We start from the raw sequence: 24,483 nt of genomic DNA, 5'->3' as shown, positions 1-24,483 counted from the left end.
CCCGTATATAATCAATAAGACGTCAGCCGTTGTGTGTCGGATCGGTATCCGTTCGATTTTGTAGGGATAGCTTCAAAATTTATCCGTTCTGCCGATACAACCGTTCTGCCCGCTTTTTAATGCCCAGGCACATTTTGCGGTCCATCGCAAAAACTATCGGCTCCGTTAATGGTCCAAACATTAACTTGTTTTTGAAGTTTGGGGCATAATCTACCCTGTTTCTGGAAGTAAATCGCGAATGGTTCTCGTCTATCGCTTCAACAAACCAAAGCCAGGTAAGGTGCAAATAGTTTTTTGGGGCAGGCCCCTTGGGGTCATACTTTTGGTTACTATCCATGTCAAGTGAATTCTCTATTGCCATGGCACGCCCAGGTTCGCAAATGACGATAGGCGTACGATCTCCGGGAGCGAAGGCAACGCTATCATCGATGGAGGGGTTTTGAAATTCGGGCAGCACGACATCCGAATTATAAATTTGTAACCCGATTAAATTCTCCAAAGCTTCGTACGAATAAAACCCGCCTTTTCCTTGGCCGATTTGGGCTATCCAGGGCCATACATAATTTGCGGGCGCGTTTATTTTGACAGCGTGCGTAAATTTTGTCTTTGGGGCAGAAACCAGTTCATCCCCGGGAAAGGGGCGTGCTACTTCCGCTTTGTTGAGTCCCCATCGATCACGCAATGGTTTCAGGAACAGCGTAAGGTAGCAGGCACATATAATACCGATACCTTCAAGGCCTTCCAGTGCTTGTCGAAAAGAAAAACGATTGCTATGTTGTTTCATAATGTACGATTTTACTGCCTTTGAACAATAACCAAAACATGAAGATCAGCTCCCCCCATCCAAAGTAGGTACTCACAGGCAAGGGATTTTCCGGAAATAGGAATCGGGCAAAATAATCAATGAGATAGCTCAGCCCGGCTAGTATCAAGAGAATGCCAAGAATTTTTGGTACATAGGCCGATTTGAAGGCCAAATACCCCAAAAAGGCGATGTGGAGACCAAAAAACACAAATCCGATGGCCCACGTATCATTAAATGCTTGGAGGGAAAGCATGGTTTTCGCTTTCACTCCATCCATTTCCAATAATGGTATATAATCGGTACTGTCCAAAAGCTGTAGCACATTGAAATAATGGGTCAGGGCTACCGCATAAATACCGGAATACACCAATCGAAACCATGCCGCAAGTAACGATATATCTCGATTTATGGGTTTGAGAAAAACATAAAGAGCCCAGGCTACCAAAACATCGAGAACGATGACCACCAGATAACAACCAATACCGATCCGGAATTGCAGTTCGTTCGCCCTAATATTTTCGATGGTCATTTCTATTTCCTCGGGTAGGATAAGGGTCTGAAAAATAAAGTAGATAGCATAAAGGGCGAAAAGGGTCATGAAAAACAATCCCCAACCCGCTATTAAGGCTGCCCTTCGGAGCGCTACGGGTTCATTATCAAAGGTGTTATCAAAAGGTTTCATTACATGAATTTTATGACTTTCTTTTGTTCCGAATGGATTTCTGCTTTAAGCGCTATCTCTAGTACATATTTTGATTGCCAATTCGCGGAAAATCTTAAGTGTGCGCATTGTTTTAATTTACTCGTTTTTCGGGATGGGGGCTTCATTCTTTAAGCTGACTACCACTTTGCCCTTCACCTTGCCCTCCATCAGGTATTGGAGTGCTTCGGTGGTCTGCTCGAACGGATACGTTTTATCGATGATGACATTTATTTTTCCCGCCTCAATGAGTTCGACCACAAAACGCAAATCCTTGTTATTCTGTCTGTGCAAAAGCATTCCCATTTTTTTATTGCCTAGCTGAGATAGCAATGATCCCAACGCGAGGGTTTGTAGAATGCTGGGTACGGAGCCTCCGACCAGGATGTAATTTCCATATTTGGATAGGGCCCGTCTGCAATCAAAAATGGAGTGGTGTGCTACAAAATCCAGGATCAGGTCATACCGCCCTTTATTTTTGGTAAAATCCTCCTCTCGATAATCAATTGCATGGTCGGCACCAATAGAGCGCATAAAATCCAATTTTCCCGCATTGTCGACGCCAGTTACCTGGGCACCGTACATTTTGGCGATTTGTATGGCGAAGGAGCCAGATCCCCCTCCGGCACCATTGATCAATACCTGATCGCCAGACTTTATTTGCCCTTTATCACGAAGCCCCTGTAAGGCCACGGTAGATGCTTGTGGTATGGCCGAGGCTTCTTCGAAGGTCATCCCGTTGGGTACTGGTATCAATGCGCTTTCAGGGATAGTAACGTACTCGGCCAGACCTCCTAAACCGTTCGCGAAGCTGTCACCGAATACCGCCTCGCCCGTACTAAACCTGGTTACCTTGCTGCCGATAGCCTCAACAACACCCGCGATGTCCGAACCTAGAATCTTATATTTCGGTTTGAACGGCCCAAACATCCGAATATACGCTGGCTTGGCCGTTAGAAATTCCAAATCCGACGAATTCAGGGATACCGCATGAACATTTATAAGGACTTCATTTTCCTTGGGTACTGGTTTGGGTACTTCCTTTAGCCGGAGTACTTCAGGCGGACCATATTTTGTATACACGGCGGCTTTCATAATTTGATTTTTTGGGTACTGGTTAAAACAGTCTTTAGTGTTCCATACGTAGACCTAGTTCGTCATCTATTAAATCAACCAAAACATCGATGTCGTTTAAGGCGGTGCCATAAATCGTATCCTTAAGTTTGGAGAGATTGATTATCTCGTAAAAGATATTGTGTAATTCCACACTAAAGAGTTTATCGGGTTGTACCGTTTTAAGTTTGGCATAGTCGATTACTCCTCTTAGTTCCGGTGACAATTCGTTGATAATCAGCTCCCAATGTATATCTTCCAGTTTATTGGCAAATGTGTAAGTCATTTCCAGCCGCTGCACGGCACTAACGATATCCGAGTTTTTCAGTAATGTAAGTTCCCCACTATTGACCAAGGTCTCGTAGATAGTGCCACTACGATGAAAATCTGAATACTGTGATAGGGCCATGGCGAAAAGGGCCAACGAATCGGTTTTGGTCCTATCTTGTGCCGTTATTATTTTGCTTGCATTTTTATATAGGACAGAATGATAGTTGTTGAATTTTTTTACCTTGACCAATTCGTTTTTATCATCGGTAATCTGCTGCTTGATATTGAGATATGATTTTTTCTCATCCTCCCTGGCAATTTTTTCGTTGTTTTGATTATTAATGTACAAGGCGATCAGAATTCCGATGACCAAAAGAACGATTTCCCCGAAAGCGTAAATGAGGTATCGTCCAAATTTGCCTAAAGGGAAGGCGATAGTGTTTGCACCGACCAGCGTTTTTCTTATTTCTCTGAAGAACTTTATCATCAGCACGGTTTTTCATAAGCCACAAAGAACTGTGGCAGGAAGGAAGGTTCAGGAGTACGCCCACTGCAGTAGCAGTGACAAGACTCTTCTGGGAAGGTTAATTTATTTTTTTCAGACTCCCAAGCACTGCCGTAATGACAAGGCCTACGCCGATACCTATAATAATGGATGCCACCATGACCAAGGGAGTCTTCACAAAAATAAGGCCAACGCCCAGACCGATCATCGTAGTGCCACCAATGGCCCACGAACTTTTATCTTCATTTTTTGGTGTCATTAGTATCGATTTAAGGGTTGATTTATCGTATTTTCAAAGTGTTTGGCCCGGCATTATTCAACCGGTTTCAGTCCTTTCCAACGCTTGAGCTTGGGAAGGGTAGTACGTGCCAAAATAGTGGCCTCTTCCCTTGGTATTCCCAGTTTCTCCGCTAGGTCGATGTTCTTTTCTATTTTTTGCTCCAATGTGATGCCGTGGTCGGTGAATTCTCCCTCATGATAACAGTGGCGGCAGAATTCGGTGTTTACGGTTCCGTCTTTATTGGTGCCAAAATCGGACAAATGGTGCATCGGCATGCCGCAACTTTCGCAAATATTGCTTTCCGGGTCTAAAGGTTTCATAGTGTTCTTTTTTAAGTATAGTTGTCTTATTAAATCGTTTTTGTAGGGGAGAAGATAGCCCTATTGCTTTTGGCACGAAATGATATCGGTCAGTATGTCTTGTATAAATTACTGTATTAATCACTATCTGGGGCTAACCCTCAAAAGCGCATGCGGATGATGAAGGTCATTTTAATTGCCATGGAATATGGATACATTGTTTCGTTGAATTAAAAGATCAAAAAAATGAAAGCAGCGATTTTTTATACCGGTAAGTTCGGTAGCACCAAGAAATATGCCTATTGGATCAATGAACGTACCAATTTTCCCGTTTTTGATTTAAAAAAGGAACGTCCAGATCCTAGCGATTATGACCTTCTAATTTTAGGAAGTTCGATCATCTCGATGAGACCCACTATCAAAAAGTGGTTGAAGGCCCATTGGCCGGCCATTAAAAACAAACCTGTTTTATTGTTCACTGTCTCGGGTACGGAACCGGGTCATCCAGACCTGCAAAAATGGGTGCTCAACAGTCTGTCTGCGGAGATTTTGGATCGTGTCCATTACGTACCGCTACGCGGTAGACTTCGATTGGAGGAATTGCCCTGGTGGCTACGTTCAATGATGAAGTTTGCAGCCCGGGTCGAGAAAGATCCGGATGTCAAAAAGAGGATGTCGGAAGGATTCGATTATATGGACAAAACAGGTGTAGAACCTATTCTTGATTGGATAGATGATACTATTGAAAAAGAACATTTAGAGGTCGGTGAGCCCCAGCTTGCTTGGTGAGTTCGGAATAGTGATGAAAATAGTAATGACCCTTAGCCCCAGTCTCCATGAAATAGGATTTGACGTATTTTGGTTATTCCTCGTTTTTCTTTTTGCCACGTGGTAAAACTTCTTCAGGGAACGGGAAAAGGATGGTGGAATTTTTCTCCGCGGCAATGTTCGACAAGGTCTGATAAAGCCTTAATTTGATCGCAGAGGGCGACTTGTCTATTTGCAGACCGGCTTCCAATAGTTTGGCCGCGGCTTGGTTCTCCGCTTCCGCCAAGATGATACGGGCCCTACGCGAACGTTCTGCCTCCGCTTGGTTGGCCATCATTCTTCTCATATTTTCGGGTAATTGGATATCCTTGATTTTAACGTCGATAATCTCAATACCCCAATGATGGGTCTCGGTCTCTACGATGCTCTTGATGTTCTTTCCCATTTCTTCCCTTTTCGACAATATGGTATCCAGTTCTACTTTTCCGCAGACATCCCGTAGTGCGGCCTGTGAGAGTTGGGTGATGGCAAAATCGTACTCTTCCACTTCCAAGACCGCTTTTTCGGGGTCATTGATTTTAAAAAACACCACCCCATCAATGCTACAGGGTACGTTGTCCTCGGTCATCACCTCTTGGGATACGATATTGATGGTAATCACCCGGATATCGACTACTTGAATGGTTTCCACTACGGGAATGATCCAGCGAAGCCCCGGTTGCAAGGTCTTGACATATTTCCCAAAACGGAATTTCAAGGCTCTTTTGTATTCAAAGACGATGCGCAAACCTGCCAATAGAAATAAAAGGAAAATGATGGAGAACAAGAATAACGGATTCATATGTTTGGATTTAAGTTTTACAATCGAATGTAATACGTTGCCCAGGGCCTCATTTTAGAAAAGCTTCCCTTTGGGACGGAAGCTTTTGAATCGGCTTGTTTGGAGGGGATATCGTTACTATTAAAGTTACGAAAATAGCTGCCAACCGCAAAAAATAACGTGCTTGATTTTCGAACAGGTTCTTTTGTCTTACATGGGCTCTCAATTCCCTTGTTTAGGACAGTTTCCAGTCTTTTTTAACGTCAAATTTCAGTTTTTTAAAGAGTAAGAGATTCAAGAGTACAAACCAGCATATAAATAAAACAAAGGTAATTTTCTGAATCACGGGGAGGGCGTTAAGCAACAATCCTGTTTCATAGATATAATAATTTACCAGAAACACGATCAAACATATAATGCCCAAGGCGAACAATCTGAAATATCCGGCCTTGAACAGTTCCACGAAGCAACTGATAAAGGCCACCACTCCGAAAAGTCCTGCGATACGAACCGTAACATCATGCGTGTCCGAAGCCAATAGCATGGTGGTAATCAAAGAGGCGATGCCCGCCACCAACATAATCTGGAGATTTAGGCTCTTTTTTGAAAACAAACGTGGTAAATGATACCATAGGAATAGAAGGCTTATGCAAAGTACGCCCAAGGCCGCCCTGGCATAAATGCGTGCCACGTTCATCTCGCCATTAATAGCATTGTAATCCAAAAGATCACATAGATAATTATACCAAAAACTGAATCCTTCCTGATTAGGCTTCACCCATGACCCTCCCGGATATTTCAGGGCAGCTATGACATAGAGCAATACAAAGAGTCCCATGCCAAATAAAGGTAATAACAATAGCGAAGGACTTCGCAGGTGCATTGTAAAGCTAGTTTTATCGGTTTTTTTCATCGTACCAAGGGCTATCCGATATCGAAGAAGAAACGGGTTTGCGTAATCCGAATAAAAGATAGCGCTCTTTAGAGCAGTAAAAAATGATTTTGGTTAGCACTTAAGGTCCATATCAGGGGTACCATGGAACGAACGGATAGCTTACATCAAAACAATAGGGTTGTCAGGATCGCACAGCTCATTTCGTTGGAGGCAATTCTTGATTAATTGTAATGAATGACCCAAATCATTTCCCAAGTAGCGATCTCCAATTAATTTTGAGCAGTATCAGATGTAGGAATTAAAAAAAAAGCTATGAAAACGTATACTAAAATTCTTTTGGGTGTATTGGGCTCCTTTCTTATTATTTCGTGTGGCAGTGATGACGGAGAGGTCTTTTCACAAACTGGACCTGCTTTTTCCATAAGCGAAATGGCCGGTAGTTGGGAGGCAACCGAAGCGGGATTCATACCTGCTGCCGACCATGAGCCCGAGGATCAGGTAGGACTCATACTGGAGGGCGGTTCGGTATCCATGGTCATTCAATCGAATGGTCGATTTACCATCAACATCAATCCTGTAGATCGTGATTCGTATTCCTATACCGGAAGAATGTTTTTTGAAGATGGGGAATCTTTTGCTATGGAGTTTGACAAATATCCAGGGGATTATGATTATTGGTTCGTTCGCCTTACGGCCACTACGCTGGAATTAAATGGAGGGGACACTGCAGGAGAATATGATTTTGATAATGATGGCGTATTTGAAGCAGCTTCCGTATTTCTAAAATTTATAAGGGTCTAACATTAGCGCGGTGCCATTATGGTTTTTGTTCATGATTACATAACCTCTGTGTATGATGAAAACGGTGCGATACAATCAATTTTGGAACCTTACGTATGTAAATTGGAAGGGATGATGAATTTCTTCGATTACCTAGACGAATCAACAATGCTCCACACCATTTAGACTGCAATGCTGCAAGACCTGACGTTGTCTACTTCCATCTCGGAATACCGTGATACCCTTTAGGTCATACTTCCATGCAGTGAGATAGCTATCCGATACATCGTTCACGGTCGCCGATTTCGGTAGGTTAATGGTCTTGGAAACCGCATTGTCGGTATGCTTTTGAAATGCTTGTTGATGTAGCAAATGATACTTCCATGGGATTTCCAAACTGGTTTCAAATAATTTTTTTAGGTCGGCCGGAATCGATGACAGATGTTGTATGCTACCTGTTTTCAATACCTCTGATTTTAAATGTTCGTCCCAATACCCCATTTGCCGCATTTGCTGTACAAAGACTGAATTCAGTTCGGTCTGTGTGGTATCGCCCAAAATACCGACCCGTTTGTAAGCAAGGGCAAATAATGGTTCGATGGAGTAGGAGGTATCCGCAATTACCGAAATACTTCCGGTCGGGGCAATGCTATTGCAAGTAGCGTTTCTCAATGGCGAATGGGATGCATGTTTGCTCTGCTTCCAAGATGGGAAAGCACCTCTTTGCGTGGCCAAGGCCTTGGAAGTTTCATAACTCCAGACCTTGATGTATTCCATCAGATGTTCCCCTAGGCGAACCGCATCTTCGGATGCATAGGGGATTCCCAAGGAAATCAGTAATTCTGCCCATCCCATGACTCCTAATCCCACTTTTCGGTTGCCAGTACTTTTTTCCTCGGTCTGGGGGAGTAGATAATGGTTCACCGAAATCACATTGTCCAGAAAACGGATGGCAATTTGAACGGTATTTTTCAGTTTGGACCAATCAATGGATACTTTCCCATTTTCCCTTTTGAGCATTTTCATAAGGTTCAAAGAGCCAAGATTACAGCTTTCGTAAGCTAGCAAAGGTACTTCCCCACAGGGATTGGTGCTCTCGATAAGGCCTTGATGTGGGGTTGGGTTGTTTCTGTTGATGGTGTCCAGAAAAATGAGCCCCGGATCTCCGGTTTTCCAGGCCTCCTGACAAATAGTATCCCATAAATGGGAAGCTTTTATAGCCTTTACGACTTTTTGGGTACGGGGATTGACCAATTCCCAATCATCGCTTTTTTCGACGGCCTTCATGAAATCGTCTGTAATACCGACAGAAATATTAAAGTTTTGCAGTTGTGCCCCATCTGATTTTGAAACGACGAAGGCTTCAATATCGGGGTGATTTACATTCAGTATACCCATATTCGCCCCTCTGCGCTTTCCACCTTGTTTCACATGTTCGGTCGCGGCATCGTATACTTTCATGAAAGCGATCGGGCCGGAAGATCGGCCGCCGGATGAACCAATGAAGTCGTCTTTCGGCCTTAGTTTGGAAAAATTATACCCGGTTCCTCCACCACTTTGGTGAATCAATGCAGCATTCTTAAGGGTAGTAAAAATAGCTTCCAAACGGTCGTCTATTGGCAATACAAAACAAGCGCTTAGTTGTCCGTTCAGCAGGCCGGCGTTCATTAGGGTAGGGGAGTTGGGCAGAAACTCAAGACGGGTCATCGTCTTATAAAAGATATCGGTCCAGACTGCTTTGTCGGCTCCCTCTACGCTGGCAACATGTTCCGCTACCCTTCTAAAAAGTTGATGTGCGGTCTCACAAATTACACCCTTTGGGTCTCTCAGGTAATAGCGTTCCCTGAGAATCTGTTCGGCGTTGGTTGTGGGATTCGGAATCATTTTTTACAAATGGGGGTTCATTTTACCTTTGCGTTTTTTGAGCTGTTTCTCCAAATCCCGGATGGTCTCCGCAATGGAAGCTTCAAAGGATTCTTCGTCGGAAGAGGCAAATATTCGAGGTCCGGGGGCACTTAGGCGGATTTCACTGATTTTCCCCTTGGGTGTCGGGTCGTTCTCTTCCTTGATGATCACATCGGCCCGGATGAGCCAGGGATATTTTTCAGAGAGCTGTTTTGTCTTCGCTTGAATGAGTTCTTGAATACTTGGATTCACATCTGTATTGATAAATTGGATATGGGTTTTCATTTTCTTACCGATTACATTATACTTCAAATTAAACTTAGAGGGCAAATCCCGTCGTCGCAGACAAAATCTGTTTTAGTCTTTTAGTAGTGGTTGCATCTATTAAATTCATGGCCTGCACCCCGCAAAGCTGTTCCACCATTCGAATACCTGCCAGTGTATTGGAGGTAATCCCGGTTACGATATCCGGAACAATGTCAAAAGCCTTCATCAGGCCGTGTACGGCGTAGGGATCGGAGGCGCTCAGAATCGTGCATTTTACATGCTCCCTTATCGCATTTATTGCCAATTCACCGTTATAGGGCTCCAAAGGGGAGGCCCCAATTTCGATGATGGCGATATCTGCCTTTACCTGGGCGATTTTACTAAGGAGCTGCCGTAGTTTTTTGCCAAAGATGTCCTTGGGACAAATAGAGGAGGGGAGGCCCACATCGACAAAATCCAACACTGCGTCCGCTCCGACATCCTTAATTGCCAAGATGTCCTTCAACCTTCCCGCGCCGGTGAGTTTGGCGCCTACCACCTTGTGTCCCGCCTGTTTAAATAAATTCGTAACGATACGGGCCGAGGTTGTTTTTCCTGCCGACATCGAAGTTCCTACGAACAAGACGACCGGGGTATTAAACGGGGTATCGGGGGTGGACTTCACGAAGCTGTCCATAGTGAGCTTTCTACCGTCCCGAAACGCATGACCGGTATAAAGAACTTTCATCATTTGCGGTATGAAGACCGATTTGGAAGTCAATTTTCCCAACAGTCCGGCACCGGTCAAAACGCTCATTTTTAAGTTCTCCCCAACGTTCCTCCAGCTACCGGTCGCTTCCAATGTGGCAAAGCGTTCCCCTAAGGCGCCGATGATGAATTCGCCTCCGATGATACCGCGCATCCGGCCATTGGGCAGTTCCAATCTTAAGCTTTCACTTCCTGCGTTTATGATTTCACAAATAACATAGTCCCCGGTTTTCCATAGGTCTCGCGGGAGTTTTTTCAACTCGAATTCCTTCTCGGCCAAATCCGAAATACGGGTCAGGGAGGTATGTATGTAGCGATGGTTCATGACTTTTCGTTTAAGCGTTCGGTGAGTAGTAGGAGCGTCAATAGGGCGGTGCGTTCAACCAATTTGTTTCGCAGAACATATTCATGAGGAGCATGGGCACCGTCTCCCGGGGTGCCCAAACCGTCGATCGTGGCGGTGAACAAGCTAGTGGTATTGGCATCGGAACCACCTCCTGCCGTGGCTTGCTGAAGCGCAATGCCCAAACGGTCGCCTTGGGCAACGGTCGTTTCCCATAGTTTTTGGTTACGTGCGGTTCTTTCCATGGGGGGTCTTCCGATTCCCCCTTCGATTCTGAGTTCGATATCCGGTAGATGGGGTTTTAAACCCTTTATTTTGTCAGTGATTTCCGCGCCGTCCGATTCCGTCAGCACCCGTACATCGATGACCGCCTTGCTTTCGGGGGCCACCACGTTTGGGGAAATGCCACCTTCGATCATCCCTACGTTCACGGTAATCCCTTTTTCGGCATCGTTCATATCATACAGTTTTTGTATTTGGTATGATAGTTCAACGATGGCGTTGATGCCCTTGCCGGGATCCAATCCGGCGTGTGCCGCCTTTCCCCTGGCTGTAATCGTAAATCTTCCCAGCCCTTTTCTGGCGGTCTTTAGTTTCCCATCCAATCCCAAAGGGGGTTCCAATACAAAAGCACGATCGGCCAATTGTGCCAACGTTTTGATTATTTTGGTAGATTCCCGGCTCCCGATTTCCTCATCGGAATTGATTAAAACCATGGGGGTTACGGTTAACGGAAGGTCGAGTTCCTTGATGGTCTGTAAGGCAAATAGTAGCTGTGTCAGACCCGATTTCATATCGTAGACCCCAGGCCCCTTGATTTTATCCATGGTTTCCACTACCGGCATTTCCGCGAGGGTATCAATTGGCCAAACGGTATCGCAGTGGCCTATTAAAAGTTGCAGGGGTTGTTTTTTTATCCTGTTTTTAGGACGTGCGTAGAGATAGCCTCCCGTTTGCTCGCCTCGGACCATCAAACTGTAGTATTCAAGCTTTTCCAGACTTTCCTGAAGAAAGGAGAGTATGGTATGCTGTGCAGCTATTTCGCGGGAAGGGGTCTCCATGGCCACGAGTTTTCTCAAAAAGATGACCATATCGCTTCGACGGGAATCCAAATACTGCTGTATTTTTGATGCGTTGTCCATTAGCTTGTCAAAAATTAAAGTCTTTTGGAAATGGAAAGTTGAAGGTTTTGGAGACCTTGGCAAATCGCCCGTGTGCCAAATAGGCTAGTAAGGGATGTTCGTACAGCTGTTGTTGTTCGTCTTTTTCCGATGCTTTTAAATAATTCTTATCGACATACGCCGCTTTTACCTCGCCGGTGATAAGACTGTAATCATCAAAACCGTCTACAATTCGAAACAACGCACACTCCAGATACAAATAGGAATTTTTAATGAATAGGGCATCAACGGTATTGGCCTTAAAAGTAGGTAGTGCCGAGATAATTTCTTTGGCTCCGGTAGTGTCCCCACAGCGCGGCGAGGCGCTCAAAGCGGCCAAAACCGTCTGGTCCGACATGGGAAAACTTACGGTAAATTCACCGTTTTCCCTAACGTTATGATAGGTAGCATGTTTTGGAGTGCAAACAAATCCGTAATAGTTGGAGTGCCCGATGGGAGTGGCCATATGTTTGGGGGCCAAATCGTACCCGTCACCCTCTTTGGTGCCAACTACAATCAAGGGGGCAATGGTAAAAAACCGATTCCAAATGGGCTTTTCGATTGCCAAGGGTACGAAATCGGTGCTAAAATCCTTTTCCATATTCATTCCTTTCACATATTTCAAATCCGTTTCTTAAACATCTAAAAATACTGAACCAAAAACGCTGATACGATGATTTAGATCAGGAGGGGTAAAGGGTGGGACTACCAGAGGTACTTATGCCGTACGGGATAAGATCCATTGGTAAAGCTCTTCCACATTGTCCTTTTTACAAAGCTGGGTGCCGGGGCTCATGGCGGCAGCGGTGCCACAGGCCACTCCGTATTTTGCCATTTCCCTGAACGATTTTCCCTTTGCCAGGCCCAATACCATACCCGCTAGCATACTATCCCCGGCACCTATGGTACTTTGGGGGTGTATGGTAGGGGCCGATATGTATTCCGTATACTCCTTGGTGACCAACAGGGCACCTCTTGGGCCAAGGGAAACGACCATCAGCTCGCAAGGGTTTTCCGCTAAAAACTGTTTGGCGAGGGGCTCCAAGTCTATCGAGGAAATAGACGTTACGCCACATAAGGCACTGAGTTCCCCTAAATTGGGCTTTAATAAAAATGCACCCGCCTGTGCGCCCATAATAAGCGCCTCTCCCGAAGTATCGAGCACGAACCGCACCTTTTTACGTTTTGCCAGGGTCGCGACTTTTGCATAAAAATCAGTCGGAATCCCGGGAGCAAGGCTTCCACTTGCTACCAGGTAATCTCCTTCCACCAAGATTTCGTCAAGGTGATCCAAGGTTTGCCGCCACTCCTCTTCCTGAATAACGGGCCCTGGCATTCCAAATCGATATTGTTGTTGGGTGGTGGTATCTGTTACCGCCAGATTTTCCCTGGTCCAACCGGAAGTGGGAATAATTTGCTGTAGGATATCCGCTTCGGTAAGCATTTCCTTCAATCGCGACCCGGTGGCGCCACCGGCAAGATACATACAAAGGGAAGTGCCCCCAAGTTCCTTGATGACGCGCGATATGTTGATTCCACCCCCGCCAGCTTCGAATACCGGTGGGTCACAGCGTAGTTTGCTATTTGGCTTTATTCCGGCTACGGACGTGCTTTTGTCTACTGCCGGATTCACGGTAAGAGTGATTACTTTCTCCATTGGTATCGACTATATTCCCAAATGTAACCCTACCTACTTGTTCTTCATATGATAATGGTCATTGTCCGAAAAGGGTATCCGTACTACTTTCACTCTAAATTCGACGTTCGATGAAGGGTGTATTGAAGTTGGGAAGTGTCGCTGGAATCAAGATAGAGGTCCACTGGACTTTTACGCTATTGTTGGTTTGGGTCGCTATTGTCGAGATACAACGCGGGGGTAACATGGAGCGGGTATTGCTCAATGAGGCATTGATTCTCGTACTGTTCCTTTGTGTCGTATTGCACGAACTAGGTCATGCCTTGACGGCAAGAAGGTTTAACATTGTCACCAGAAAAATTACGCTATTACCGATAGGGGGTGTCGCTTCGCTGGAAAAAATACCGGAGAAACCCGAACAGGAATTACTGGTCGCCTTGGCCGGCCCGGCCGTGAATGTGATCATCGCCATATTACTGGCCCTGATTGTCCCAGTGAGAAGCTATTTTAGTTTTGATGCGGTGGTACTGGAGGAAATGCTGTACCAAGTAAATTTCCAAAACTTTTTATTTTATCTTTTGATCGCCAATGTACTGCTGGTCGTCTTTAATCTGATCCCAGCATTTCCCATGGATGGCGGTCGTGTACTACGAGCCCTTTTATCGTTTAAACTAGGACGTGTCCGGGCAACTGCCGTTGCTGCAAGCTTGGGGCAGGCTTTGGCTGTTTTCTTTTTAATCCTGGGCCTCTTGTTCAACCCGTTTTTGATATTGATAGCGCTTTTCATATTCTTTGGCGCTTATGGCGAGAATGAAATGGTGAAGCAAGCTTCCTTACTGGCGGGACATACGGTCAAAGAAGCGATGTTGACCAATATTACCCTTCTTAATCCCGATAATAATGTACAGGATGCCATCGATATTTTGTTGGCAGGCTCCGAAAAAGACTTTTTGGTGGTTGAAAATGATATGCCCGTAGGAATTGTTCATCAAAAGGATATCATCAAACACGCCGCCCGGCCATCGACCAAGATACGCGATGTCATGCAGACTTCCTTTAAGACGGTGGATGCCGCCACGGAAATTACTAAAGTTTTGGAATTGGTCGGAAGGGAAAAAAGGCGCTTTTTTCCTGTAACAAGTGAAGGTAAAATGATCGGCGCCATCGATATGACCAATATAAGCGAGTTCATATTGTTGAAGGCCAATAACATGTAAGTCATGATCCAGGAACTAACCACATACTTCGGACATATTTTTGAGGATGCGCTGTTGCACGAAATCAACCAAGTGGGAACTTTTAAGGAGGTTTCCGAAGGTTCTACATTGATTGAAATTGGCCAATACATCAAATCAATGCCGCTCTTGGTAACGGGAGTAATAAAAGTGCTTCGGGAGGATAGTCATGGAGACGAATTATTGCTCTATTTTTTGGAAAACGGGGATACCTGTGCCATGACATTGAGCTGCTGTATGGGACAGACTAAAAGTGAAGTGAGGGCCATTGCGGAGACCGATAGCAAACTGGTGATGATCCCTGTACAAAAAATGGAAGAATGGTTGGCGCAATACAAGAGCTGGCGAAACTATGTCTTGGAAACCTATCATTCCCGATTAAACGAACTATTGGAGACCGTCGACAGCATTGCCTTTCTTAAAATGGATGAGCGTTTGTTGAAATATCTACATGATAAGACCAGGGTAACGAACGACCGTATTATCCACAATACCCACCAAGAAATAGCCTATGACCTGCATACTTCCCGTGTGGTGGTTTCAAGGTTGCTGAAAAAGTTGGAAAACATGGGAAAATTAGAACTTCACAGAAGCCATATCACCATGGTTACCCACTAATGGCAATGTAACCATTGTTACTTCCTAGGGCGTGTATACACCCTATTTTTGCTTCCGTAATCACGGATGCACTACTATGGGGATAACCGACATTTTGGGATACCTGGGCGCTCTTCTTATTGGGGTGGTTCTAGGTCTTATCGGGGGCGGGGGCTCCATTCTGACGGTTCCTGTGCTAGTATATCTTCTGTATATTAATCCGGTTACGGCTACCGCTTATTCCCTATTTGTGGTTGGTGTCTCCTCCCTAGTGGGAGCAATCAAGAACATTCAAAAAGGGTTGGTCGATTTCAAGACCGCCATCGTTTTTTCGATACCCGCTTTTATTGCGGTGTACGCTACAAGGAAATACCTGGTACCCGCCATACCCGATGAATTGTTTACGGTTGGGAACCTGATGGTCACCAAGGAAATCGGTATTATGGTATTCTTTGCTATCATCATGTTGCTCGCTTCGGTATCAATGATACGGGGTCGCTGCAAAAACTGTAACGATGACGATGCCGAGGTGGCGTACAATTATCCCATGATTGTTTTGGAAGGTTTGGTGGTAGGTGTATTGACAGGTATTGTTGGCGCTGGCGGTGGATTCTTGATTATTCCTGCCCTAGTGATGTTGGCGAAGTTACCGATGAAAAAGGCCGTGGCCACTTCTTTGTTGATTATTGCCATCAAATCACTCATAGGATTCATCGGAGACGTAGAAAATCTGGAAATCGATTGGTACTTCCTACTGGCATTTACTGCACTTTCAGGGGTAGGGATTTTTATCGGTATTTGGCTCAGTAGGTTCATAGAAGGAAGTAAACTCAAGAAGTATTTTGGCTGGTTTGTATTGATTATGGGCGTCTATATTATTTTTAAGGAACTTTTCTAGGAATTTAGATGGAAGGCTGATTTATATCAGCCTTTTTTTATACCCAAAATAGGAGCTTTGTAACCTAAGTCACAGTAATAGTTTTCAATAGATGTTACATTTGAAGTACTCACCAATAATATCAGTAGTATGAAGATAGAACAAATTTATACCGGATGTCTGGCACATGCGGCCTACTATTTGGAAAGCAACGGGGAAGCGGCGATTTTTGATCCCCTTCGCGAAGTACAGCCCTATATCGATCGGGCTAAAAAAGACAATGCCAAGATCAAATATGTTTTCGAGACCCACTTTCATGCCGACTTTGTAAGTGGTCATTTGGATCTTCAGAAGAAAACAGGGGCCCAAATTGTGTTCGGTCCAACGGCCAAACCCGGTTATGACGCCTTGGTGGCGACCGATGGACAAGTCTTTGAGGTAGGGGATTATAAAGTGAAGGTGATTCATACCCCCGGCCATACCATGGAAAGTACCACCTACCTATTAATCGATGAAACGGGAAAGGAACATGGTATCGTTACAGGCGACACCTTGTTTATTGGCGATGTGGGAAGACCCGACCTGGCCCAACACGTTATATCGGAATTGACAGAAGAAAAATTGGCAGGGTACCTGTACGATTCGCTTCGGAACAAGATTATGCCCTTAAGCGATGACTTAATCGTATATCCTAACCACGGGGCGGGATCTGCCTGTGGAAAGATGATGAGCAAGGAGACTACCGATACTTTGGGACATCAAAAAAAGGTCAATTATGCCTTAAGGGCCGACATGACCAAAGAGGAATTTATCAAGGAATTGCTCACCGGTTTAACCACGCCTCCCGGATACTTCCCTCAGAATGTATTGATGAACATCAAGGGGTACGACAGCCTGGATACGGTGATGGATCGGGCAAAGATCCCGTTATCGGTAGACGGCTTTGAGGCCGCCGCTAATGAGACAGGTGCCTTGATGCTCGATACCCGGGATGCCAAGGATTTTGCCAAAGGCTTTGTTCCCAATAGTATCAATATCGGCCTTGTCGGCAATTTTGCCCAATGGGTCGGGGAACTGATTCCCGATGTAAAGCAAGAAATATTATTGATTACCTATCCGGGTAAACAGGAAGAGGCCATTACCCGTCTTTCCAGGGTAGGCTACGATAACACGATTGGTTATTTGGAGGGTGGTTTTGAAAGCTGGAAAAAAGCCGGAAAGGATTTTGAAACCGTAGACCGTATCTCAGTTGATGAATTCGAAGCTGCCTACGAATCGGAGAAACCTTTAGTGTTTGACGTGAGGCGGAAGAGCGAATATGATTCCGAGCACGTGATCGGGGCCATAAACGTTCCCTTGAACGAGCTCAATCAGCATCTATCACAATTTCCAAAAGACAAGCCTTTTGTACTACACTGTGCAGGGGGGTATCGCAGTATGATAGCCGCTTCCATGCTGAAACAACGGGGTTGGAACGACTTCGTCGATGTCGTTGAAGGTTTTGATGCCATTTCGAAGACCAGTGTAGCCAAGTCTGACTATGTCTGTCCGACTACCATGCTGTAAAAATAGTTGCTTGTCGAAAGGCAGGCATGTTTGGTTGGTTGTTGAGGGAAACGGCCGTCATTTTTTGGTCGTTTCCCTTTTTTAAGGAATTGGAAAAATTAACGTATAGCAAGTATTATGTCATTTTTTAGTAGCCTGTTTGGAACAAAAACTACAGATTCGGATAAAATCAGCCTATTGGACGTCCACACGTACGCAGACGCCATTATGGGCAACAAGGTTCAGTTGGTCGATGTGCGAACCCCCCGGGAATTTAATCAGGGCCATATCAAAAATGCGATAAACATCGATTTTTATGACTCGACGAATTTTGAACGATCCTTTGGGAAATTAGACAAGGGGAAACCGGTTTATATCTATTGTCGCTCAGGAGCCCGTAGCCAAAAAGCGGCCAAAAAATTACTGGATATGGGTTTTTCGAAAATCTTTGATTTAAAACGTGGTTACATGGGATGGAAATAAGAACTCATTGGGAGCTTATATAGAATTTAAATCGGTAAAAATGAAACCTGTACTGTTTATTTTATTGCTTGCCTTTTTATTTGGTTGTAAAGATGGCAAAAAAGAGGCGGTGGTCCCTACTACCGATGAGGCAGTCGAGGTTGCAGTCAAGGATTCCGATACCCATCCGGGAAAGAAATACATGGAAACGGAGTGTTATGTATGCCATAACCCAAGCGTCTCCCAAGCCAAGATGATCGCACCGCCCATGGTGGCGATTAAAATGCGTTACATCGATTCGAGTACCACCAAGGAAGCTTTTACCAAGGCCTTGATACGTTGGGTCAATGATCCCGAAACAGCATCGAAAATGCCCGGAGCCTTAAAACGATTTGGCTGTATGCCATATATGCCACATCCCGATGGAGCCTTGAAACAGATTGCCGATTACCTCTACGAACATGAAGTCGAAAAACCCGATTGGTTCGATGCACATTATGCCGGACAACATGGCAAAGGGCGTCAAATGGGGAAAGGAAAGGAAATGGGGCAACAAAAGGGAATAGCCTACCAAGAGCCCGAAAAAATTTATGCCAATGTTGGATTAGGGTATGCCTTGGCCACGCAGGCCCAGTTGGGCAAAAATCTAAAGAAAGCCATTCAAGAAGGCGGACCTGTCGGTGCGATTGCCTTTTGTAACGAGAAAGCCTTGAAGCTCACCGACAGCATGTCCGTTATGAGCAATGCGGTCATCAAAAGGGTTTCCGACAAACCTAGGAATCCTAATAATAAGGCTAATGGGGAAGAATTGGCCCATATTGCTTCCTTCAAAAAAACCATAGAATCTGGGGAAGAACCATCTCCCTTTGTCCAAATCGAAAACGGGGAGGTCCAATTTTACTATCCCATTACCACGAACGTCATGTGTCTGCAGTGCCACGGAAAACCGAATGAACAAGTAGGGGACGAAACCCTCACGATGCTCAAAAAATTGTATCCGAATGACCAAGCGGTAGGGTACGATGTGAACCAGGTTCGAGGCATGTGGAGCATTGTTTTTGATGAAAACGGTCACGACTGAATCTTCATATCATGGGCATAGTAATAGCAATAAGCATTCATGTTGGCTTTAACAATGTATGACCAGGACTAGGTGTCATTGATTTTGAGAAGCGCTAATTGATCATTTTATTGGAATGCGAACACTCGGACTTATTGGAGGAACCTCTTGGCATTCGACCATCGTTTACTATAAACTGATTAACGAGGTGGTAGGGGATAAAATAGGGAAACAGGCCAATCCACCATTGATTATTTATAGCCTCAACATAGAACTGATGCGGGAACAAAATGTACCTAAAATCAACAACACCTATCTCGATGTAGCCACCAAGTTGCAGCAGGCAGGAGCCGAAGCAATTGTTATCTGCGCCAATACGCCCCATATGATTTACGATTTCGTGCAACCCAAAATCAACATTCCCATTTTGCACATTGCCGATGCGACCGGAAAAGAAGCTTTAAAAAAAGGATTGAAAAAAGTAGGACTCCTAGGAAATCGGCCTACGATGACCAAAGGTTTTATTCAATCCAGGCTCAAGACCCGGTTTGGAATCGAAACCATCGTTCCGGAAAATAGATACCTTGATACATGCCATCACTATATCTCCAATGAATTGACGCAGGGCACCTTTACCCATGAAGCCAAAAAGTTCTTTTTAAAGCAAATGCATTTCCTAAGGGATGCCGGGGCCGAGGGCATTGTATTAGGTTGTACCGAATTGCCAATGCTCATCGACCCAAACGATTTTGACCTTCCCCTGTTGGCTACTACGCAGCTCCACGCCATCATGGCAGTTGACTTTGTTTTGGGGGAGGAGTAGATTTCGGGAGTTCCCCTGAATATGATTTCAGTCAGAATATCTGCCGAAGTCAGTTGCTAGCCTAGTAGATTAATTGCCCTTGTGTAACCTAGGTTACCAAAAAAAAATTCTAGCATGCTTATTTTGTAGGCTAGGGAAATTGGTTCAAAAGGGTAATACAATACCTTTCAAGACACAAAGCCTTCCTATCAAGTCTATACGTACTATTTTGATCCGAGTGAACTTCGGAAATACAAATTCATTCAAATATAAAACCTATGAAGAAAGATTTTGAAACCAAATTTACGGGTTGGGCCTTTATCGCTGCAGCCCTTATGCTCTGGGGTGGCTGGTTGTTATCCCCGCACCATGTTGGTGAGTATTTGGTAGCTTCGGACTTTGTCGCTATTAACGAACAGCTATGGACATGGATATGGATGTACCGTATTCATATTTTCGGGTGGGTCATTATGGCCATAGCGATGTTTGCCCTCGCATCGATTACCTTTAAGAAGCCCTATCGTGTTTTAATCACACCAGGTGCCGGGATGGTGGTAGTAGGGAGCATTACCTTGGCCATCGCCTCTGCGTTTTATTATAACTTCGGTGCTTGGGGTGTGGGGAACACCATTGGTAAGTCGGCAGCTGAGGTTCAGGAATTTATGAACAATATCCTGTATACGAACCAATACGTCACTTGCTTTGTTCGTTTTGGCCGTGTCTTTTCAGGAGTTGGCCTGGTTTTGTTAGGGCTTGGACTTGTTAAATGGAAAATCGTCAGCGTATGGTTGGGATGGTTCACCGCACTTCTGGGACTGGCAGCCATGGCAATCGTCATGGGTATCCCGGACAACTTCGAGATCTACAAACCACTCTTTCACATGAAGGCTATTTGGCTCGCGGTGATGGGCGTTTCAATAGTGCGTCTGGGAGTGCACCTTCCTGACTCCAAGTCCTAATTTTAGTCATTTTTCGATTTCCCAAAACCGTAAATATTCTGATGAAAAAAGTCTTTGGGAAACTTGTCATCCCCGGGAAATCCTAGTGGAATGGTGCCACTATCTTCCGGTACATAGTTGGTCTTAAAAATATAGTCCCAAAGGCTTAGGCTAATCCCAAAGTTGACCCCGTACTTTCCTTCCGGTAATACATAGGAGTGATGGTACAAGTGCATCACGGGATTGTTGAACACATACTTCAAGGGTCCCCAGGTAATCTTGATATTGGCGTGGTTCAAATGGCCAATAGCGATTGCGGCAAAATGAACAATATAGGCCTGTTCCGGTTCAAATCCACCTAAGATCATTACCCCGAACACTTTTAAGGGCTTGTAGAGCACGTTTTCCATCCAGTGGTATCTCAAATGTGCCGCAAACCCCATCTCTTTTACCGAATGGTGCACCTTATGAAAATTCCATAGAACAGGATATTTATGTAGTAGTACGTGGGTGAACCATTGTACGAAATCCAAGACGATGAAAAAGAGCACCAATTGTAGCCACATGGGCATGGTCGAAAGGTCTACAACTGCCAACGACTTGGCCGTAATCCCGATATCGCCGAAGAAAACTTCCAGTAGTTTGTAGACCCCACTGATAACAATGGCGAACATAAAGAAATTAAAGAACATGTAGAAGGCATCCAACCAAAAGTCCCTTCGGAAGATAGATTGATCCTTGCGCCAAGGAAACAGAATTTCCAATAACCACACGACCAACGAAATGGCGATGAGACCCCAAAAGTAATTGGTATACCAGGGCACTTCAAAAATGATGGACTTCCAGGTCCATTGCACACTTCCTAAAAAGGCATTAACAAAGGCATCTATATAATTTTCCATAGCTATTGCAAAGTTAAGGTTATACTATCTTTTCCAATGGGTAGATCTTCAAAATAACTCCATTCGGTCCATGAACCATCGTAATTTTTGACCTTTGTATATCCCAGTAATTCGGTGAGCACAAAGGTGGTATGGGCCGATCGCACCCCGGTATGGCAATAGGTAATTATGGGATCCTCTTTAGAGATTCCCAATTGTCCATACAGGGCTTCCAACTCTTTGGTGGAACGAAACTTACCGGACCCATGGTAGTCAATGGCATGGGCCCAATCGATCCATTGGCTGTTCGGGATACGGCCCGCGCGCGAGGCCCCCGATTTCTGTCGTTTTCCGGTGTATTCATCATGAGTACGGACATCCAATAAAAGCGGAGGATTCTTTTTAACGAGTTCTTGTTTTAGTCCCTCCAATCCAATCAGATACTTCATACTACTATGCGCTGGCAACGTAAACTTCGATGAAGGAAACTCGCTGATTTCATCCGTTACTTCCCCTCCTGCAGAAATCCAAGCGGTAATGCCTCCGTTCAAGAGCTTTACCGCTCCGAAATCGTAGTTTTGTAGAACCCACCAAAGACGGGCGGCATCGGAACCACTGTGATTGTCATAAACAATCAAGGTATCGGTGTTTTGAATGCCCAGTTCTGAAAACAAGGCTTCGATGGTATTCTTCGAAGCCATCATTCCTCTATAGGGGTACATGCTGTCCTCAATATCGTTGCGCCATATATTGATAGCACCGGGCAGATGACTTTTTTGGTAATCTTCGCGTTTCCTAAAATCAATGAACTTTACGTCAAGGCCTTTGGGGTTCGACAAAAGGACATCGGCCTCCAGCAAACATTCACTAGTTAGATAATCTTGCACTACTGCCGATTCGGTATCGGTATGCCTGTTCCGGTCATTTTTGCAGGAACCAAGAAACAGCAGAAGCACGATCATAAGACTAATTTTCCAGGTCATACCATTCGATATTGGACAAGTTTTGCCGTCTCCCTTTGGCCGTAGGGGCATAGTAGGTGGCGAGGTAGTTCACAATGGCCTCCTCATTTTTTCCTAGGTCCCATAGATTTTGGGTTTCCTGCATCCAACGGATGGTGGCGACCCAGCGTTCTTTTGACATCCTATTTTGTGTGACCAGTTTGGCAGAATGGCAGTTGGTACAATTATTGACTACCAGCATTAAACCGTCGCCTTCTACAAATCCTGTACGGAGGTGTATCCCGTTTTCAATTTTGTCAAAATCATCTTCCTCTTCAATAGTCGTCCCAGGAACTGCGGCATAGGTTTCTTCAGGTGTGCTTGATTGAAAGGCAGAAAGACTGGGATCGATCAACAGATATACCAAAATCCCGGTGATGGCTATAAATATGATAAAGATGGTCGACATCAAAAGACGTATCTGCCGAATACTTTCCTTAAGCTTATCCTGATTTTCCATTAGCTAACTTTTACAGCGATTCGGTGACAGGCATTGTTCAGATATCCTTTGGGATTCCATCCCGGTAGCAGCATCGGCTGGGCAATATTATTGCTATCGGTTGCCCTGGCCCAAACCTCGTAGTATCCCTGTTGAGGGAATTCTATGCTAGCCTTGAAATGTTGCCACGCCAATCTATTGGCCGGTGCTTCCAATTGGCATGTTTTCCAAGTGCTGCCAAAGTCGATGGAGTATTCTACCTTGGAAACTTCCAATTCCCCGGCCCAAGCATGACCTCGAATGTTGAAGGAACTTCCTTTTTTGATGGTTGCACCGGATTTGGGATAGGTAATCAAAGACTTTACGGGCATCGATTCAATGATGCACATGTCTTCATCCTTCACCTTTTCCCCAGGTGCTACTGGCTTACAGGGCACGCGATAGGCAGTACCCGTCATTTTAGGTCCGTCATGCACTTTGTTTCGAATGCTAATCCGATTTAACCATTTTCCGGAGGCCGAGGCCGGCCATCCTCCTACTATCAAGCGCAACGGATACCCATGGGCCAATGGAATGTCTTTTCCATTCATTTTGAACGCGATCAGGGTTTCGTCCTGTAAGGCTTTGGCGATTGGTACTCCCCTTGAAATGGGCTCTTTCGAGGGGTCGCCACTCAAATGGGTATCGGCGGCGTGGTAGCCGATGTAAACGGCATTATCCTTGATCCCGACGTCTTCCAACACATCCTTTAGCCGTACTCCCGTCCACGTGGCACAGGATACGGCGCCGATGGTCCATTGGTTTCCTTTGGCGGGCGGGTCGAACTCACTCCTCCCATTTCCCCCACATTCCAAAGTAAGCTGATACGTATACTGCTTGAAGTTTGTTTTTAGTTCATTCAGCGTATAGGTCTTTTGTTGTTTTACGGATTCCCCATCAAAGCCGAGCGTCCAATTGTCTACGTCAATGGTCTCCGGAATTTTACCATTGTTTCGGATGAACATATATTTGTTGGGCGTAATCTTATCGTCCAGCAGGTGCGCTTGGGCTTCCATATTCCATGGCTTATCGTTCAAGACCACCATTTGGGGATCCTTATCGAACATCTTGAACGGATCGGGATCTTGCAGCGCAAGGGGAGTGTAACCTTCCGGCATTACCGCGCCAAATGCAATATCGATTCCCAATGCGGTGGTCATCGACCCCAATAGGGTACTTTTAACAAAGTTTCGTCTTTTCATTGGTAACTGTTCAAAGTATTTAGTCTTCTAAAATAATACATTATACACCTCAATGTATGTAACCAATGTTACAGTATAGCTGATAAAAGGTATTTATTTTTAGGAAATTCCT

General features: G+C 44.9%; 28 protein-coding genes. 10 read left to right on the top strand and 18 right to left on the bottom strand.

Features of this window, described 5'->3' with window-relative positions; genetic code table 11:
* Positions 1-79: 79 nt before the first annotated feature.
* The 6 genes from FK220_RS10075 to FK220_RS10050 all read right to left on the bottom strand — a co-directional run bounded on the left by FK220_RS10075 (position 80) and on the right by FK220_RS10050 (position 3,993).
* Positions 80-784 (bottom strand): hypothetical protein, encoded by a 705-nt coding sequence (locus FK220_RS10075; RefSeq protein WP_152574179.1) that lies wholly within the window; start codon positions 782-784, stop codon positions 80-82.
* On the bottom strand, positions 771-1,487 hold the full coding sequence (locus tag FK220_RS10070) for a DUF4386 domain-containing protein (protein ID WP_152574178.1): 717 nt from the start codon (positions 1,485-1,487) through the stop codon (positions 771-773). The genes FK220_RS10075 and FK220_RS10070 overlap by 14 nt, the downstream gene beginning before the upstream one ends.
* Positions 1,488-1,604: 117 nt before the next feature.
* Positions 1,605-2,600: an NAD(P)-dependent alcohol dehydrogenase gene (locus tag FK220_RS10065; protein ID WP_152574177.1), complete on the bottom strand. Its 996-nt coding sequence runs from the start codon at positions 2,598-2,600 to the stop codon at positions 1,605-1,607.
* Between the two features lie 34 nt (positions 2,601-2,634).
* Entirely contained in the window at positions 2,635-3,375 is a 741-nt protein-coding gene (locus FK220_RS10060; protein ID WP_152574176.1) for a DUF6090 family protein, read from the bottom strand.
* Positions 3,376-3,472: 97 nt separating this feature from the next.
* A complete protein-coding gene (locus tag FK220_RS10055; RefSeq protein WP_152574175.1) occupies positions 3,473-3,652 on the bottom strand; it encodes a hypothetical protein in 180 nt (59 codons plus the stop codon).
* A 53-nt stretch (positions 3,653-3,705) separates the two neighbouring features.
* The gene (locus FK220_RS10050; protein ID WP_152574174.1) at positions 3,706-3,993 is read right to left on the bottom strand and encodes a zinc ribbon domain-containing protein; all 288 of its coding nucleotides are present in this window, start codon (positions 3,991-3,993) and stop codon (positions 3,706-3,708) included.
* Between the two features lie 225 nt (positions 3,994-4,218).
* On the opposite strand from FK220_RS10050, the gene FK220_RS10045 reads away from it, so the two are divergent.
* On the top strand, positions 4,219-4,761 hold the full coding sequence (locus tag FK220_RS10045; RefSeq protein ID WP_152574173.1) for a flavodoxin domain-containing protein: 543 nt from the start codon (positions 4,219-4,221) through the stop codon (positions 4,759-4,761).
* A gap of 73 nt (positions 4,762-4,834) precedes the next feature.
* Here FK220_RS10045 and FK220_RS10040 read toward each other — a convergent pair whose 3' ends face one another.
* Both FK220_RS10040 and FK220_RS10035 read right to left on the bottom strand, forming a co-directional pair.
* Positions 4,835-5,581 carry a slipin family protein gene (locus tag FK220_RS10040; protein WP_152574172.1) on the bottom strand — a complete coding sequence of 249 codons (747 nt, stop codon included), beginning with the start codon at positions 5,579-5,581 and terminating at the stop codon, positions 4,835-4,837.
* Between the two features lie 214 nt (positions 5,582-5,795).
* Entirely contained in the window at positions 5,796-6,443 is a 648-nt protein-coding gene (locus FK220_RS10035) for a hypothetical protein (protein ID WP_152574171.1), read from the bottom strand.
* Between the two features lie 324 nt (positions 6,444-6,767).
* Between FK220_RS10035 and FK220_RS10030 the strand changes: the two genes are divergently transcribed.
* Entirely contained in the window at positions 6,768-7,256 is a 489-nt protein-coding gene (locus FK220_RS10030; RefSeq protein WP_152574170.1) for a hypothetical protein, read from the top strand.
* Between the two features lie 141 nt (positions 7,257-7,397).
* Here FK220_RS10030 and FK220_RS10025 read toward each other — a convergent pair whose 3' ends face one another.
* The 6 genes from FK220_RS10025 to FK220_RS10000 all read right to left on the bottom strand — a co-directional run bounded on the left by FK220_RS10025 (position 7,398) and on the right by FK220_RS10000 (position 13,314).
* Positions 7,398-9,119 (bottom strand): adenosylcobalamin-dependent ribonucleoside-diphosphate reductase, encoded by a 1,722-nt coding sequence (locus FK220_RS10025; protein WP_152574169.1) that lies wholly within the window; start codon positions 9,117-9,119, stop codon positions 7,398-7,400.
* A gap of 3 nt (positions 9,120-9,122) precedes the next feature.
* Entirely contained in the window at positions 9,123-9,425 is a 303-nt protein-coding gene (locus FK220_RS10020) for an HPF/RaiA family ribosome-associated protein (RefSeq protein ID WP_152574168.1), read from the bottom strand.
* 34 nt (positions 9,426-9,459) lie between these two features.
* Positions 9,460-10,479 carry a hypothetical protein gene (locus FK220_RS10015; protein WP_152574167.1) on the bottom strand — a complete coding sequence of 340 codons (1,020 nt, stop codon included), beginning with the start codon at positions 10,477-10,479 and terminating at the stop codon, positions 9,460-9,462.
* On the bottom strand, positions 10,476-11,639 hold the full coding sequence (locus FK220_RS10010; protein ID WP_152574166.1) for a M20 family metallopeptidase: 1,164 nt from the start codon (positions 11,637-11,639) through the stop codon (positions 10,476-10,478). Before FK220_RS10010 ends, FK220_RS10015 begins: the two co-directional genes overlap by 4 nt.
* 7 nt (positions 11,640-11,646) lie before the next feature.
* Complete coding sequence (locus tag FK220_RS10005; protein ID WP_152574165.1) at positions 11,647-12,258, bottom strand: flavin reductase; 612 nt, start codon at positions 12,256-12,258, stop codon at positions 11,647-11,649.
* 117 nt (positions 12,259-12,375) lie between these two features.
* The gene (locus FK220_RS10000; protein WP_152574164.1) at positions 12,376-13,314 is read right to left on the bottom strand and encodes a 1-phosphofructokinase family hexose kinase; all 939 of its coding nucleotides are present in this window, start codon (positions 13,312-13,314) and stop codon (positions 12,376-12,378) included.
* Between the two features lie 110 nt (positions 13,315-13,424).
* Here FK220_RS10000 and FK220_RS09995 point away from each other — a divergent pair, with 110 nt between their 5' ends.
* The 8 genes from FK220_RS09995 to FK220_RS09960 all read left to right on the top strand — a co-directional run bounded on the left by FK220_RS09995 (position 13,425) and on the right by FK220_RS09960 (position 20,830).
* Entirely contained in the window at positions 13,425-14,510 is a 1,086-nt protein-coding gene (locus FK220_RS09995) for a site-2 protease family protein (RefSeq protein ID WP_152574163.1), read from the top strand.
* A 3-nt stretch (positions 14,511-14,513) separates the two neighbouring features.
* Positions 14,514-15,146 carry a Crp/Fnr family transcriptional regulator gene (locus FK220_RS09990; RefSeq protein WP_152574162.1) on the top strand — a complete coding sequence of 211 codons (633 nt, stop codon included), beginning with the start codon at positions 14,514-14,516 and terminating at the stop codon, positions 15,144-15,146.
* Positions 15,147-15,222: 76 nt separating this feature from the next.
* Complete coding sequence (locus tag FK220_RS09985; RefSeq protein WP_152574161.1) at positions 15,223-16,023, top strand: sulfite exporter TauE/SafE family protein; 801 nt, start codon at positions 15,223-15,225, stop codon at positions 16,021-16,023.
* 129 nt (positions 16,024-16,152) lie between these two features.
* Positions 16,153-17,568, top strand: coding sequence for an MBL fold metallo-hydrolase (locus FK220_RS09980; RefSeq protein ID WP_152574160.1), 1,416 nt, complete (start codon positions 16,153-16,155; stop codon positions 17,566-17,568).
* A 177-nt stretch (positions 17,569-17,745) separates the two neighbouring features.
* A complete protein-coding gene (locus FK220_RS09975) occupies positions 17,746-18,030 on the top strand; it encodes a rhodanese-like domain-containing protein (protein WP_317168323.1) in 285 nt (94 codons plus the stop codon).
* A gap of 40 nt (positions 18,031-18,070) precedes the next feature.
* Positions 18,071-19,090, top strand: coding sequence for a Tll0287-like domain-containing protein (locus FK220_RS09970; RefSeq protein WP_152574158.1), 1,020 nt, complete (start codon positions 18,071-18,073; stop codon positions 19,088-19,090).
* Between the two features lie 115 nt (positions 19,091-19,205).
* Positions 19,206-19,892 (top strand): aspartate/glutamate racemase family protein, encoded by a 687-nt coding sequence (locus FK220_RS09965; protein ID WP_152574157.1) that lies wholly within the window; start codon positions 19,206-19,208, stop codon positions 19,890-19,892.
* Positions 19,893-20,149: 257 nt separating this feature from the next.
* On the top strand, positions 20,150-20,830 hold the full coding sequence (locus FK220_RS09960; protein ID WP_152574156.1) for a hypothetical protein: 681 nt from the start codon (positions 20,150-20,152) through the stop codon (positions 20,828-20,830).
* A 2-nt stretch (positions 20,831-20,832) separates the two neighbouring features.
* Here the strand turns inward: FK220_RS09960 and FK220_RS09955 are convergent, their stop codons facing one another.
* The 4 genes from FK220_RS09955 to FK220_RS09940 are packed head-to-tail and all read right to left on the bottom strand — an operon-like array spanning position 20,833 to position 24,371.
* Positions 20,833-21,711 (bottom strand): sterol desaturase family protein, encoded by an 879-nt coding sequence (locus FK220_RS09955; protein ID WP_152574155.1) that lies wholly within the window; start codon positions 21,709-21,711, stop codon positions 20,833-20,835.
* A gap of 2 nt (positions 21,712-21,713) precedes the next feature.
* On the bottom strand, positions 21,714-22,673 hold the full coding sequence (locus FK220_RS09950; RefSeq protein WP_166204855.1) for a sulfurtransferase: 960 nt from the start codon (positions 22,671-22,673) through the stop codon (positions 21,714-21,716).
* Positions 22,657-23,151: a monoheme cytochrome C gene (locus FK220_RS09945; protein ID WP_152574153.1), complete on the bottom strand. Its 495-nt coding sequence runs from the start codon at positions 23,149-23,151 to the stop codon at positions 22,657-22,659. The genes FK220_RS09950 and FK220_RS09945 overlap by 17 nt, the downstream gene beginning before the upstream one ends.
* Complete coding sequence (locus FK220_RS09940) at positions 23,151-24,371, bottom strand: sulfite oxidase (protein ID WP_152574152.1); 1,221 nt, start codon at positions 24,369-24,371, stop codon at positions 23,151-23,153. Before FK220_RS09940 ends, FK220_RS09945 begins: the two co-directional genes overlap by 1 nt.
* Positions 24,372-24,483: the final 112 nt, after the last annotated feature.

It is taken from the genome of Pelagihabitans pacificus, from assembly GCF_009371985.2.
GTDB classification, from domain to species: Bacteria; Bacteroidota; Bacteroidia; order Flavobacteriales; family Flavobacteriaceae; genus Pelagihabitans; species Pelagihabitans pacificus.
This window is presented reverse-complemented; position numbering and strand designations above follow the sequence as displayed.

Coding starts and splice junctions, on each gene's coding strand:
- FK220_RS10010 (WP_152574166.1), bottom strand. CDS start 11,639: ATGGACAACGCATCAAAAATACAGCAGTATTTGGATTCCCGTCGAAGC.
- FK220_RS10025 (WP_152574169.1), bottom strand. CDS start 9,119: ATGATTCCGAATCCCACAACCAACGCCGAACAGATTCTCAGGGAACGC.
- FK220_RS10075 (WP_152574179.1), bottom strand. CDS start 784: ATGAAACAACATAGCAATCGTTTTTCTTTTCGACAAGCACTGGAAGGC.
- FK220_RS10035 (WP_152574171.1), bottom strand. CDS start 6,443: ATGCACCTGCGAAGTCCTTCGCTATTGTTATTACCTTTATTTGGCATG.
- FK220_RS09965 (WP_152574157.1), top strand. CDS start 19,206: ATGCGAACACTCGGACTTATTGGAGGAACCTCTTGGCATTCGACCATC.
- FK220_RS09945 (WP_152574153.1), bottom strand. CDS start 23,151: ATGGAAAATCAGGATAAGCTTAAGGAAAGTATTCGGCAGATACGTCTT.
- FK220_RS09985 (WP_152574161.1), top strand. CDS start 15,223: ATGGGGATAACCGACATTTTGGGATACCTGGGCGCTCTTCTTATTGGG.
- FK220_RS09980 (WP_152574160.1), top strand. CDS start 16,153: ATGAAGATAGAACAAATTTATACCGGATGTCTGGCACATGCGGCCTAC.
- FK220_RS10050 (WP_152574174.1), bottom strand. CDS start 3,993: ATGAAACCTTTAGACCCGGAAAGCAATATTTGCGAAAGTTGCGGCATG.
- FK220_RS10005 (WP_152574165.1), bottom strand. CDS start 12,258: ATGGAAAAGGATTTTAGCACCGATTTCGTACCCTTGGCAATCGAAAAG.
- FK220_RS10015 (WP_152574167.1), bottom strand. CDS start 10,479: ATGAACCATCGCTACATACATACCTCCCTGACCCGTATTTCGGATTTG.
- FK220_RS10060 (WP_152574176.1), bottom strand. CDS start 3,375: ATGATAAAGTTCTTCAGAGAAATAAGAAAAACGCTGGTCGGTGCAAAC.
- FK220_RS10000 (WP_152574164.1), bottom strand. CDS start 13,314: ATGGAGAAAGTAATCACTCTTACCGTGAATCCGGCAGTAGACAAAAGC.
- FK220_RS09940 (WP_152574152.1), bottom strand. CDS start 24,371: ATGAAAAGACGAAACTTTGTTAAAAGTACCCTATTGGGGTCGATGACC.
- FK220_RS09950 (WP_166204855.1), bottom strand. CDS start 22,673: ATGACCTGGAAAATTAGTCTTATGATCGTGCTTCTGCTGTTTCTTGGT.
- FK220_RS09955 (WP_152574155.1), bottom strand. CDS start 21,711: ATGGAAAATTATATAGATGCCTTTGTTAATGCCTTTTTAGGAAGTGTG.
- FK220_RS10040 (WP_152574172.1), bottom strand. CDS start 5,581: ATGAATCCGTTATTCTTGTTCTCCATCATTTTCCTTTTATTTCTATTG.
- FK220_RS10030 (WP_152574170.1), top strand. CDS start 6,768: ATGAAAACGTATACTAAAATTCTTTTGGGTGTATTGGGCTCCTTTCTT.
- FK220_RS09990 (WP_152574162.1), top strand. CDS start 14,514: ATGATCCAGGAACTAACCACATACTTCGGACATATTTTTGAGGATGCG.
- FK220_RS10055 (WP_152574175.1), bottom strand. CDS start 3,652: ATGACACCAAAAAATGAAGATAAAAGTTCGTGGGCCATTGGTGGCACT.
- FK220_RS10065 (WP_152574177.1), bottom strand. CDS start 2,600: ATGAAAGCCGCCGTGTATACAAAATATGGTCCGCCTGAAGTACTCCGG.
- FK220_RS09970 (WP_152574158.1), top strand. CDS start 18,071: ATGAAACCTGTACTGTTTATTTTATTGCTTGCCTTTTTATTTGGTTGT.
- FK220_RS10020 (WP_152574168.1), bottom strand. CDS start 9,425: ATGAAAACCCATATCCAATTTATCAATACAGATGTGAATCCAAGTATT.
- FK220_RS10045 (WP_152574173.1), top strand. CDS start 4,219: ATGAAAGCAGCGATTTTTTATACCGGTAAGTTCGGTAGCACCAAGAAA.
- FK220_RS09960 (WP_152574156.1), top strand. CDS start 20,150: ATGAAGAAAGATTTTGAAACCAAATTTACGGGTTGGGCCTTTATCGCT.
- FK220_RS10070 (WP_152574178.1), bottom strand. CDS start 1,487: ATGAAACCTTTTGATAACACCTTTGATAATGAACCCGTAGCGCTCCGA.
- FK220_RS09995 (WP_152574163.1), top strand. CDS start 13,425: ATGAAGGGTGTATTGAAGTTGGGAAGTGTCGCTGGAATCAAGATAGAG.